The 12,512-nt window shown below is 48.8% G+C and carries 15 protein-coding genes; 3 read left to right on the forward strand and 12 right to left on the reverse strand.

Annotation, left to right across the window (positions count from 1 at the left end):
* Position 1: 1 nt before the first annotated feature.
* The 12 genes from M977_RS22005 to M977_RS22060 all read right to left on the reverse strand — a co-directional run bounded on the left by M977_RS22005 (position 2) and on the right by M977_RS22060 (position 9,285).
* Positions 2-190 (reverse strand): hypothetical protein, encoded by a 189-nt coding sequence (locus M977_RS22005; protein WP_064518876.1) that lies wholly within the window; start codon positions 188-190, stop codon positions 2-4.
* A gap of 121 nt (positions 191-311) precedes the next feature.
* Positions 312-671, reverse strand: coding sequence for a DUF4054 domain-containing protein (locus tag M977_RS22010; protein ID WP_064518877.1), 360 nt, complete (start codon positions 669-671; stop codon positions 312-314).
* A gap of 9 nt (positions 672-680) precedes the next feature.
* Positions 681-935 (reverse strand): hypothetical protein, encoded by a 255-nt coding sequence (locus M977_RS22015; RefSeq protein ID WP_064518878.1) that lies wholly within the window; start codon positions 933-935, stop codon positions 681-683.
* Positions 936-938: 3 nt separating this feature from the next.
* The gene (locus tag M977_RS22020) at positions 939-1,877 is read right to left on the reverse strand and encodes a major capsid family protein (RefSeq protein ID WP_064518879.1); all 939 of its coding nucleotides are present in this window, start codon (positions 1,875-1,877) and stop codon (positions 939-941) included.
* Positions 1,878-1,894: 17 nt separating this feature from the next.
* Positions 1,895-2,686, reverse strand: a complete 792-nt coding sequence (locus M977_RS22025) for an Ig-like domain-containing protein (protein ID WP_064518880.1) — start codon at positions 2,684-2,686, stop codon at positions 1,895-1,897.
* Positions 2,686-3,702, reverse strand: coding sequence for a DUF2213 domain-containing protein (locus tag M977_RS22030; protein ID WP_064518881.1), 1,017 nt, complete (start codon positions 3,700-3,702; stop codon positions 2,686-2,688). The genes M977_RS22025 and M977_RS22030 overlap by 1 nt, the downstream gene beginning before the upstream one ends.
* Complete coding sequence (locus tag M977_RS22035) at positions 3,674-5,035, reverse strand: phage minor head protein (protein ID WP_064518882.1); 1,362 nt, start codon at positions 5,033-5,035, stop codon at positions 3,674-3,676. The genes M977_RS22030 and M977_RS22035 overlap by 29 nt, the downstream gene beginning before the upstream one ends.
* Entirely contained in the window at positions 5,022-6,368 is a 1,347-nt protein-coding gene (locus M977_RS22040; protein WP_064518883.1) for an anti-CBASS protein Acb1 family protein, read from the reverse strand. Before M977_RS22040 ends, M977_RS22035 begins: the two co-directional genes overlap by 14 nt.
* A complete protein-coding gene (locus M977_RS22045) occupies positions 6,365-7,774 on the reverse strand; it encodes a PBSX family phage terminase large subunit (RefSeq protein WP_064518884.1) in 1,410 nt (469 codons plus the stop codon). Before M977_RS22045 ends, M977_RS22040 begins: the two co-directional genes overlap by 4 nt.
* On the reverse strand, positions 7,761-8,303 hold the full coding sequence (locus M977_RS22050) for a hypothetical protein (protein ID WP_064518885.1): 543 nt from the start codon (positions 8,301-8,303) through the stop codon (positions 7,761-7,763). The genes M977_RS22045 and M977_RS22050 overlap by 14 nt, the downstream gene beginning before the upstream one ends.
* A 327-nt stretch (positions 8,304-8,630) precedes the next feature.
* Positions 8,631-8,786: a Hok/Gef family protein gene (locus tag M977_RS25360; protein WP_157092110.1), complete on the reverse strand. Its 156-nt coding sequence runs from the start codon at positions 8,784-8,786 to the stop codon at positions 8,631-8,633.
* Between the two features lie 208 nt (positions 8,787-8,994).
* Positions 8,995-9,285: a hypothetical protein gene (locus tag M977_RS22060; RefSeq protein ID WP_064518887.1), complete on the reverse strand. Its 291-nt coding sequence runs from the start codon at positions 9,283-9,285 to the stop codon at positions 8,995-8,997.
* A 298-nt stretch (positions 9,286-9,583) separates the two neighbouring features.
* Here M977_RS22060 and M977_RS22065 point away from each other — a divergent pair, with 298 nt between their 5' ends.
* The 3 genes from M977_RS22065 to M977_RS25905 all read left to right on the forward strand — a co-directional run.
* Positions 9,584-11,224, forward strand: coding sequence for an ERF family protein (locus tag M977_RS22065; RefSeq protein ID WP_064518888.1), 1,641 nt, complete (start codon positions 9,584-9,586; stop codon positions 11,222-11,224).
* Between the two features lie 17 nt (positions 11,225-11,241).
* Positions 11,242-11,757: a Ref family recombination enhancement nuclease gene (locus M977_RS22070; RefSeq protein WP_064518889.1), complete on the forward strand. Its 516-nt coding sequence runs from the start codon at positions 11,242-11,244 to the stop codon at positions 11,755-11,757.
* Positions 11,758-11,868: 111 nt separating this feature from the next.
* The coding region (locus tag M977_RS25905) for a pyocin knob domain-containing protein (protein WP_245163530.1) at positions 11,869-12,512 on the forward strand (644 nt) is incomplete at its 3' end.

Below are 12,512 nucleotides of genomic sequence, written 5' to 3' on the forward strand. Positions count from 1 at the left end.
GCTACCCCATAGACGCTCTAACCAGCGCGTCTTTTGCCTCTGGCAACTTGCGCAGACCTGCTGACTTTTCACCACTATCAGGCAGGCTTTCATCCATCTGTTTTGCCAATTCGCCGATTGGTTTACTTACTTCTTGCAGATGTGATGGAAGATGTTCGTATGCAAAAAACTTCATAATTGGTGATGGCATGGATCGAACTCCTAAATCAATTTAACTAAATTAGAATGTTTCACTATAAAAGAAGGGTTTCACCGCATTAACACTGTGGGCGCCAAAGCTGGCCAATCGCATTTATTAGTACAATATGCTGTTAATCAGCGTGACCGACGATAATACAACCGCCTGAAAGGTCGCTCATTGCATCAAGAAATTCCCGGCCCCAATCAGTACCCTGCCAGCCCGCCTTTTGCGCTGATGCCGTGTAGCTAATTGCAACCTTTCCTTCCTTGCGGCTTGCCATGCCGCGAACGCTTGCGCTTAATCCTTCAATAGTTATCGGGGCGAGGTTAGCGGCTACATATAGCGCCACAAGACGCTCTGATTCATAACCGTAATCCGCAGCGGCTTGAAGGTCATAGAGCCGCTTACACTGATTAGAAAGGGCGCTAACTGCGCCCTTATCTAATGTGATACCCGGTAACAGAATGGCTAACCACTCATCTACCGTCATGCTATGCCCTTACTCGTCGTCTGACTCAACAACGCCGTCATGCTCTTTCTGGAGCTTTTTAGCTTCGGCGGCGCTAACTTGTTTTAGCCTCTTTTCATCCAGAAACTGCTTAACACCACCAATTTGCAGCGTAGCTGCCGGAACGCTTACAACCTCCAGCGGAGCAACAACAACGTTTTCAATCCCACCCTCATCGTTTTTAGCCAAGATGTGGATCGGCGCTTCGGTTAGATTTGTCAGGAAAATGGTCTTTAATTCGTCCATTGATTAAATTACCTTCGATGATTTAGCGGCGGCTAATGGTGCACGGGTTATAACACCAGCACTACGCGATAAGCATGGGATAGACAGGTCAAGCCCGCTACGCTGAACAGGCAATTGACGGAACAATAAAGGCGTAGCCTGTGCGAAGTTACGGCGGTTGTTTGCCAGAGCAACTAAAATGCCGTCATCATCCAGATCGGAGTTTTTGCGGAATGTTACTTCTGGGTATGAAGTACGTAGGAATGACAGTACAGTCCCCAGCGTACCGGACAGGCGTTTACCCTGGACTTTTGACCATGCTTTAGATGGGAAATGCACTTCGTTGGTTTCGTAAATCTTGCTGGAGTTTACGGCGGCAATAAGTGCAGAAACATCATCAGCAATATCATCACCATCACCCGTAGCCCAACCACCTTTCAACGCCACCTGTGGAATGTTTGGATGACTGATAAAACCGATAATCTGATATTCACGATCGCCACGCCACAGCAGATTAGAAATAGTACGCTCGTGTGCTTCGCGGGTATTCATTGCAAGAATATTGTCCAGTGGTGTACCAGACATAGCCGCAGCCATAACATCACTGTAGGTGTACCCGTAACCCAGGCCGAAATCGTACATCAGCGCAAAATACTCTTTCCCTTTTGCGCTCATCATTGGCATGTCAGTACCAAATGCCGCCATGATTTTCGCCATGCCCGCCGCAGAATACATGCGGTAGCCTGCGTACTTCGCTCCTTCGTTAATGCCTTGTTCCTGTGCAAACATCGTAAGCGCAACAGGTGCTGGCATTTCTTCCATGTAAACATCAGTCGACATAGAAATAAGGTCACGGGCAAAAATTAACCCTTGCTCATCGGTATTGATGGTTGGCATTGAGCCAGCGGCTTGAGCATCCGCAAAGTACAGCCCAAAGAATTGGGCTAAATGTTTTTCATTCATTCTTCTTGTTTTCCCAGTTAGCCCACGGTAATTACAGCGGTGTCAGTGAAACCACCATCATCAGTGGTGACAGTAATCGTTGCGGTCGCTGCTGCGGTTGCTCCAGTAACAACAGTTGCAAGCCCATCGGCATCAACAGTGGCAACATTTGCATTACTGGTTGCGTATTTTACGCCCTTAGTAGTTGCACCAGCAGGGGTAATGGTCGGTGTAAATTGCTGAGTCGCACCAACTGCTTTAGTTGCTGCCTTTGGTGCGATAGTCACACCAGTAACAGGCACGTCATGCGGATAACCCGCCGCCATCACGTCACCGTCAGTGACCATCACGATAGCTGTGCCGCCCTTCTGGGTTGGCGTTTCAAAACGGAAACGACTTTTAGCCGATGAGCCAGCAACCCCCCATTCCATATAACCGGTAGTCGTGTTGCGGCCTTTTGGTGCAGCCAAATCGCCAACCTTCGGTGATTCACCAGCTTTGACCGCTACACGAACTGGACCCTGCTCAACAATGCCAACAGGGCAATTAATTGTTACTGCGCCGATTTTGGTATTGCTACCAAATCCCGGTGTGGCTGACATGTTTGAGTGAGCGGAAACAGCAATACCCAACGCGTCAGTTACTGCACCGTTATCAGGTAATGCGACTACGGTAGAATCATTGCCGGAACCCAGCTTAACGGCATCACCCGGTGCAACTTCACCGCCAGCACGATGAGAAGTAACGCGAGCGGAGGATCGGAATGAAGGCAATGTAGCTAAATCACCTGGTGAACCTGCATCAAAATCACTTTTAATGGTGGTTTGCATTATTTAGCCGCCTCTTTTTTATGACCAAAGGTGCGCTTCTGGTATTCGCTGTGTGCGTTTTTGGCTTCGCCCTGCTCATCGTTATTGATGTTAGTGCGAGGGTTACGCGGGGTTTGTTCAAACTTTTTGCCACAGGCCACCAACGCCATAGACAGCGCAACATCGGTCTGCTCATCACTCCAGCCGTCCATGTTTACTTCTGGATGCGCTTTTTTGATGATGGCTTGCTTGACCAGATTGATATCACCCAGGCTATCAGTGTTGATATTCAGGCGCTTTGCGGCTTCTTTCAGGCTGTTTTCCTGACGACCATCTGCAACACCACGGTCATAAGCTTCATTGCTGGCAGAATCCATATTAACCAGGCGAGTATTCGCCTTAATCAGATCGCCGCGTGTTTTGCTGAGGTCACTGGTCAGCGTCTGCTTCTCAGTCTCCAGCGTTTCGATTTTGGCTAACGCCTCTTCTAATTCCATTGGTTCACCATCCAGATTAAATGTTGCCGTCTTTACCCGTGGGTTGCGCACAATGCTCAGGTGGTTGTAATTAATGCCCTTCTGAACAGTGTCAAATTCCTGACCATCAGTAGAGCGCCCCACCTCTTTTGGCTTGTCGTCACACTGATAACCCGCCGACGCGCCGCGTAAACTTTTATCCTGCTGAATCAGGCGAATAGATTTTTCATCCTGAACCAGTGCGCGGGCGATTAGCTCATTACCCTGACGCATGACAGCCGTTACCACACCTGCACTGACCGCCCGATAATTCTTGGACGTAACCAGACCATTGCGAGGGTGTGACACTGTCACAGGCTTGCCGATGAGACTATTCATTGAGTCCTGATTAAACAACTCATCAGGTGAGCGGTATTCTTTCGCGGTGAATGCATCACCGCGCTTTTTGTCGTATACCAGTACGCCGGGGGTGGCTATGGGGATATCAATCTGGAGATAACCCTCCGGGGTTATCGTCCATTGTTTTATTGCGTCAGTGTTTACCTGCGTTTCTTGCAGCAATTTCTTTCTCCGCTTTTTCAACGTCCGAATCCACAAACAGCATTTCGGCTTCGCATCGGCAAATATGCGGTTCACCTGGATTGCCATCAGGTGGCGGACGGTTGAAGTAGTAGGCTCGACCTTCGCGCTTAACATGTTCTTTGCGCTCTCTTTCGTCCAGCCGACCCCGCCAGCGGTAAAGCGTCACACCCATCATTTTGGCGCTGTGCGCCTCCCTTGCAGCGCGACCATTGCCAACCTCATTTCGGGCAACATTTGCGGCACGGCGAGCGGGAATTTCCATCTCTTTAATAAGCTGTTCCTCAACCCAGCTTGACGGCATACCTTCGCGTAACCCCTCCTGTACAACCTTAATTCCGCGTTGAAGGGCTTCATCTGAAACGTTCTGCATGCGGCCCATGCTTTGCTCAATCTGGTCTGCTAGCGCCTGACTCAGCGCCTTATCACCCTCAAAAGCGTCAACAGAAATAAGGTCTGCCATTTTTTCAGTTGGAAGCGTGATTCCACTGGCAAGGTTATGACCATCAGCAGCGCGAATAACTACCTTGAAATCTTCTAGCGACGCCTCAGTAAGCTGTTTGCGCGTGGTTTCCATGGCGGGTAAAGATGGGGTGATGCTGGCAATGCGGAGGGGTTCGTAAAGGTTTGCAGCCTGCTTTGTAACCGCGCCCGCCGTGTCAGGTGTGGCGGGTAACGCTTTCTTCATGTCGACGAGCGGCACACCGTCGACACGAAAGCGCTGATAATGGTTTTGCCAGTAGTTATCAGTAAATCCAAATTTACCCTGGGTAATAGCAGACTGAACCTCATCAGCAGCGTGATTAATGGCGCGAATATGCATATCGGGCTTGGTGCCAGTGACTTTAGAAATGTCGTTAGCCAGGGCAATACCAACCTGCCTGCTTACCTCGCTCATGATAAAGGCAGGAACCGCACCAAACTCACCATCTTTAAGTAATCCGGGAATAGCTCGAAGCAAGGGTTTGGTATCAGGTGTAATCAACTGTGCTACCGACATAATCAGCGCTTCTTGCTGCCGGCGCGTCATGCTGGAAAAGTTATTTTTACCCTTCCGCATAACATAAACGCGCACTTTTTTGACCGTTGACGCCGCCAGAAAATCACTAAGCAAATCATCAACAGACACGTCTTTTCCGTCTGCTGCATCGGTATTGATTATTGCGCCGGATTTACCAATAGCCCTATAAGCCTTTAAACATGCGGCCTGTATCCATTTTCCCATCTGGCGTGTGTTATCGCTCAGGCGCTGGGCGTAAACCATTTCAATACCCAACGGGTAAGGCGCGTTATAGCGCGGCTCACTCGTCGGCATTGTCATTACCATTATTGGTGTTGGTGTTTTGGTTTAAATCATCGTCGCTTTGGTCATCAATGGTGCCTTTGGCTGGCGCGGTAGTGGATAGCAACGTAACAGCCCCGGTTTCCTGCGCGGTGGCGCGGGCTTCTTCACTGGTAATTGCGCGAATGTTGTAATAAATCTGCGCGGTTTCGGCGCGTTTCTTATCCCGGTCAACTTCGCGGTCAATCTGGCCTTGTGACTTGTTCGGCACAAAATCAGCACGCACACCCAAATAGCGCATAGCCAGCTTCTTAAGCGCCGGAATGATGTAGTTGGTATTGATATGCGAAACGAGGTTTTGCCACTGAGCATCAGCGCTGGTATCGCTGTTTGATAATCCACCCTGACGCTCGGCAAGCATGGCGATCGGAAATCCTGTTTCAGCACAAACCAGCTTAATTGCCATATCGACAATTTCGGCCGTTCCCGTCAGGTTTGATTGAAGTCTGGTTATTTCTTCTTCCGCATCAATGGCAATCATGTCATTGAGATGGCGAGTGGCGGCAATGCCTGCGATACGCTTTGCGGCTTGCGCTTCGCCTTTGGTGCTTTTCATATCCTCTGCCAGTTCATCTTTCTTATAAATATCCTGCACTGATAGTGACAAGATACTGATGATTAATTCATGTGACAGGCCGAGGCGCTGGAGCGAGGCGTAAGGTCTGCAAAGCAATGGTGCGCCAAATTCCACACCATTCATGGCGTAGATAGGCTGGTAGTTTCTCTCACCGAACAGAATTGAATCTTCCTGCTCAATGAATACTTCACCACCAATCGGGCTTTTAAGCTGGATGCGCCATCCTTCCGGCAAGCCAAATAAAGGCGAGTTGTAGTCTTCATACCAGTCGTTAGAGGGGGTAATCCAGTGCGCACCATGGGTACGCACCCAATCATCACCCATCACCAGTACAGACCAGCCGTGATGACGCTTAAGCACAGCGGCAACCTCTACCACCTGCCAGATAGCCATATCATCAAAAAGTAACTGTATGCGTTTGGCATCGTCCGGGTTTTCAGTCACAACGGTAAAACCATTGAGCATGGCAGCAGCAACCGGCTCACTGATAATGCGCCAGCCAATGCCGGATAACTCCCCGGTCATTGCCGCTACCATTGGAATCATGCCTTCTGCGGCTCGCGCCTTCATCCGGTTAGCCGTTGGCGAACTCATGCCAGCAGCCCCCTTTGCGCTCATAGCTACGCTTTCCATCATGGTTACGTAACTATCAGTGTTGAAACTGGCTGGCTGTAAGCCTTCTTTTGTTAGCACCCCTTCAGTGGGGATCGTGTTGGTTTTTACTGTCATTGAATAATTCCTGATTTCATGCGTACCAGGTGGGGGAAAATGGCGTCGGCGTAGTCAGGTGACACACCCAGCCGCTTTTTAACTTTTTTCTTATCTTCGATAAGGATTTTGTCTTGCTTTGAGGTTTCCCACATAACGCCAGTGGAATCGGAAAGGATGCGGTCGAGATAGCGGCGCGGAATATCACTTGAAATAGCGAATAAACCATCAGGCGGCATAATGCCAGTTTCCATCCAGCGCACCGTGTCATTGACTGCATCACGATATGACCACCACGCCTGTGCTCGAAGATTCTCAAATGTTTCTTCGTTGTTGCGGCCACCGCGATAACGCGAGGTTTTTCGCAAAACTTTGCCCTGGGCGACAAACTTACGAAATTCAACTTCTGAATCTTCGTATTTGTTCAATTCACCGCGAACACCAGCACCCACGCCCACAGAGTCATAAATCAGGACTTTACAGCCCTCTTCTTCTGCAAGTTTTAAAGCTTGTACTGCTAGCTGCGCCGGGTCGCGCGCCCGTAGTCGTTCCACACGGTACAAAAAACGCCCGTCGAAAAACGACAACACCGAATCATCATCACCCTCGTCAGCAACATCGAGCACGGCGGTTTTAACGCCAGTGCGACAAGCTTTAGCCAGCTTTGAATCTGGCTTAACAATGAGCTTTTCGAGGTTGCCACGGTGAACTACAGCACCCGGTAAATCACTAACCGGGACACCATTCCAAATGTTGTCGTACCTGTCCGGGTAATATTTCAGTGTGTAGGTTCGTTCCTTATCGAGTGTGCTATTGAAATATGGGTTGTGATACCAGTTAACCTCTTCTACAAACCAATCGTCCTCTGCCTTAAGTACAAAGCGAACAAAGGTTTCATCCCATGCAAAGGCCGGGTTAAACGTGATCCATAATTCGGCACCTTCACGGCGTAATGTTGGCGCTAATGTTTCCCATGCTTCGGCAGTAATCCCGTGGGCTTCTTCAACCCAACAGATATCTATGCCCTCGATAGATTTAATACTGTCGAGATTCGACTGAAAGCCCAAAAAACGAAACTCTGCCCCTGACTTTGCCTTGATATGAGTGTTGGTTATCGTGAACTCAGACTCATATCCCAGGCGGCGGATCGTGTCGCTCAAAAGCTTATGTGACGATGCATCAATAGACTTTTGAACCCTGCGTAAACAAAGGATTCTCAGGTCATGCCGCACCGCAAGTTGAATGAGCGCTTCCGCAATCCTCCAGGACTTACTGGAACCACGACCACCACGAAGGCATTTAACGCGATGCGGTTTTGTCGTCAAAGAACGCATAACCCTGCGCCACTCTGACATTTTTTTCTTTTCTGAAAGCCAGTACTGGCGGCGCTCTAAATCATTTTCTGGTTCCTGTTCAATCGCTGTCATCGTCAATGTCCTGGTAGATTTCAGTCAGCGTTTCACGGGCAATGCGTTTTCCTTCGTCTGTAATTGGCTTGCTGATATCAACACCCGCGAGCGTTAGTATCCGCGCAGCCAGGTTTGATTTATCCAAACCTTCAACTTGCCAGCCGTGCTTTGTTTTCTTGATGGTTTTTACTGCTCTGGTGTCTATTTCTGTGAGTTTTCGTTGAAACACTTCCGGTTCCAGCCTCATCTTTTCCAGTGCCATTAACTGCAACATCACGTCAGATGCATCCGGCGCACGAAAACGCGCCGACAAGTCAATTAATGCCTCCTGCCGTCCGACAATGTCGGATGCAATAATATGTTTTTTGTAAATGCTGACCGCCTGCTGTATGTCACTGTCTTTGAGCAACTTTTCAGCATGGAAATCATCATTAAAGCCCTTGTAATCCCTACTGCGTGACTTTGCGTAGCTGAAGCCCGGCGCTTCCCGCGCTTCGGCTACCAGCTTTGCAAACGCGTCATCACGTCGATTTATCTTTAAAGTCACAATACCCCCCTTGTGAGGAATGCAGCGTAACGGGGATGGAGGCAGATCAGAAACGGCTATACCGCTGGAGGAATGACAGACAAAAAAAAGCCACTCCGGGGGTGGAGTGGCAACTCATCACAAGGGCAATACGAAGCAATGGCTAAAACCATTGAATAATCACAAGGAACCTCGACACTTCGCCGCCATTATGGATTTTTAACAAGGTTATTCAAAAGAAATGTGAGCGGTATGCAAAAAGAAAAGCCGCCCCGAAGGGCGGCGTTTAAAAGGTACTCAAGCCGTGTTTCACAACCCGAAAAAAGGTGGGGTTTCCCCCACCTTGGGTTAGCGACTCGCTTCAGCTTCGTAGGCGAACTTTGCCGCTACCTGCATACCTCCCTGACCTATTGACGCTTCGCAAAGCGTCCGGTTAAGGGCTGTATACGCCAGTAACCCCGCGATAAAGATTGCGAGAAACAAAACTACTGCTCTGTAAAACAAAGTTGCCTCCGTTGCATTTAAGCGTTGAGAGGCTATAATCGAGTTGCGATTCAGGATTAGGGCCTCGTTGGTTAATGTAAATTGACCTTCGGGGCTTTCTTCTATCTGTCGCACGGTAACATGAGACAGACAGCCTCAAGCACCGGGCGGGAGTATACCAACAAACAATCAGTTACAGCAAAAACCTTATCCCAAGTCGATTTGCTTATTACTTAATCGCATTTCGTTTTTTATAGTCCGCTACATACTCAGACCACTCGTAAAACATTCGACTCATCAGTTGATTAAACTCAGCGCGGTCATATCCAGTCACAGAACAAAAGTCAGATGCGTATTTGTCACTTTTATCAGTCCACATAAGGGTATTTTTAACGGTAGTTTCGAAAATCATCCTTTCTTTTTCACTTCTCCATTGGAACCTTGCCGCAAAAATCCCTGAAAATCTCTGCATTTGCGCTGTATCGTCATGTTCATTAAGACCGTAATTATTCCAAGACATTACCCATTACCCGATTATGGTTATTCGTGCCTTGATTCTAAAATGTAGTTGCTTTAAGATCTATATCTAGGTGCTACAAACACCCATCGAAAGCGGCCTTCACCCCGTTAGTGTGATTTTTTTACGCCCAAATTTTATGCTCTGGTGGCATCATGCTACGTGAGTGCTGAATTATGGGCTGGAGTGCGGCTAATAGCGCAGGTGAAAATCTGTGTAATATGCCCGCCGACTTTCGACGGTTTGTAGCTCCAGCCCACCCTCTACAAAAGGGTTCAGTCTCATCGAAAGGAGCACCACCATGTCTACATTATTATCTATTCCCGACACTGCCGAACTGCTGTCACATACCCTCGTTACGCTAAAAGCTCTTGGCTATGCCAGTGCTGCTATGATTCCCGTTCATCAAAAGAATGCCAAAGAAGAATCAGAAAAAGCCACCTCTGGTTATGCGCCAGAAGCCTACATTGCACCCGGCAAACAATATGCCAATGCTCGCGAAGCGCTGTCGCATATGGTGCATGAGTTAAAGAACCCAGTACGCGATAACTATAACGACTCACTGGACTTTACCTATGCTTCACTGGCGCAACTGCTGGATATGCTGCGTGACCCTATTTACCAGCATGGTTTAATGCTTGACCAAACACTCGCCCAAAGCGACCAGGATGTAGATAACCTGCCATTTAATATGGTGACGACATTTCACCACATCCCGACAGGTACAGAAGTTTCGTTTATCCTGCCCGCCTACCTCAAACAAGATAAACGCCTTGATGCGTGTCAGCAGTTTGGGGCCACGTACACTTATTACCGTCGCTATGGCTTGCGTCAGGCGCTGGACATCACAGACGGTGATGATGATGCAGACCAGGCTGATTCAAAGAAAGAGCGCCGCAAAACTCGCGCACTGAATAGCCAGCGCGAATGGAAGCCGACAAAATCCCCACGAACCACACCCGAATCTATCCTCAATATGCTGGTAGCGTCTGGCGAGTTCACTGGAAGCGCCGTTGTTGCCCAGGCTAAATCTCGCAACCCGTTTTTAAGAACACCTACGGAAGTTGTTGAAGACATCATTCACCAGCGCAACTTCACCCTGGATGATGAGCAGACTGCGCGTGATACCGTTTTGCGTTATGGCCTGACTGATAAGCACTGGCAGGCGTTTTATGTCAATGGCGGCGTATTCAAAGCTGATGAAGATGAGCTAATCGACTTACGAACTGGCAATCATGTAGACGCCATGACTGCAATGGAACTAGCGGAGTCTCTGGCAGGTATTGCGCTTTCTACCGCCGATCCAAACAGCGTATATGACACGCGCGATATGTCCAAGCCACTCATAGCCAGCACCTTTGTACCGGATATTTCCCCACTTGATACCGAAGAGGAAACCTTTATTAAGGCCGTTGAAGTTGGTCATTTTGATGAAATCTTAGAAATTGCTGAAAACAATATTGATAGAGATATTGCCAAGGGTTTTGACATCACTAGCCAGCACAACAGCACAGGCTATAACCGCCGTAACTGGTATAACGCCTGCCGTGAGTTTTACACACTTGCCCTCATGTCTGGCAATGTGAACTTTGACGCATTGGCAAAGCCTGAAATTACCGTCACCCACACCATCACGGATATTGTTGGGGCTGATGGTGATGACGAAGTGTGCGCCGAAACTATTCTTGCTGCGCAGTCACAGCTTGAGCGCGAGCAACACATTGATATGGCTGATGAGATGCAACAAAAGGCCGATATTGCGCGTGAGATAGCCACTGGTAATGCTGATTCTGATGAAAAGTTGCAACAACTTCATGAAATAGCGAAACGCTGTGACGAGTTCACGAAAAGCTATGTCGATACACTTATCCTGCACGTCGAGAGTGACGGCCTAATTAACGAGGCTCCGGTATTCATCCCTGAACGCGAACTTCCGTACTAATATGCGGAGCGCTCAACATGAAAACCGCACAGGAAAAGTTACAACGTCACGCAGATAAGCAGCGTGAGTATCAGCAGCGGGCGATTGCCCGCCAGCGCGAAAAACAGTCCGATCCCGAATGGAGACAGGCGCAATACGACAAGCAGCGCGAGAGGCAATCTCGCGTAATTGAACGGGCAAAAATTAAACCGTGTGGGCGCGGATTAAAAGGGCGTACGCCTTTAGCCGAAGAGCGTTTATTAATGGACAAGATAGGCGCTCTACCCTGCATTGCCTGTTATGTTCACGGTATCGTGAATGATGTGGTTAGCCTGCATCATTTAGAGGGACGCACAGCAAAGGGATCGCATTCGTTTGTGTTACCACTATGCAACCATCACCACCAGTACGCGGCACCACCATCAATACGCGCTATTTATCCTTGGCTGATTCCCGTTCATGCTGATGGTACTTGCGGCGGTAAAGCAGCATTTGAGTCGCTAAACGGCACTCAGGAGTCTTTATATGCTCTATGCCTTGAAATGATAGCCTGAAAATCGTAAATGCCGTCAGTAACCGCTGACGGCGCTACCGCTCACCCTCTCGCTGTACCCCTTCACACCAATGGATTTTAATCGCACCTGACATTTTTAAATGAGGTGCTTATGTCTGAAAACAATTACGGCGCATTAATGATGAAATCTGCCGTGGCTGCTGGGGATGATATTAATGCGATAGTCCAGCCCGGTATTTATATCATTCCTCCAGCAAATAGCTCTTCGCCAGATGCTGCCGGAGGTGTGCTTACCGTTCACTCTGGAAGCCCAATTCGCCGAACATTCACATCTGATTCGATTATCACTCTGACATCTACGAGAAACGGCAATTCTTGGACTGCATGGAAGGGTCCACTTTCACGTACTAATCCAGGCGCGGATATAAAAGCTGATGGCGCAGCCGCTATTGCCTCGTTTCTCTCAAATCTTGGTATCACCCAGGCACTTGAGCTTAAAGCGCCACTGGATAGCCCGTCACTGTCAGGTACACCTACTGTTCCCAATGCAAATCAGGACGAAATTGACCTGCGCATTGCCAATACATCTTTTGTTGCTCAGGCAATCGCGGAATTAAACGGTGGCGCACCAACTGTATTGAACACGCTAAAGAAGCTGGCAACAGCTATCAATAATGACGCGGATTTCTTCACCACAATAAGTAATGCACTTGGGGCAAAGGCACCGCTAGCCAGCCCGTCATTCACCGGAACACCATCAGTGCCAAATGCAGACCAGAACCAGATTGACCTGCG

It is taken from the genome of Buttiauxella gaviniae ATCC 51604, from assembly GCF_001654835.1.
Taxonomy (GTDB): domain Bacteria; phylum Pseudomonadota; class Gammaproteobacteria; order Enterobacterales; family Enterobacteriaceae; genus Buttiauxella; species Buttiauxella gaviniae.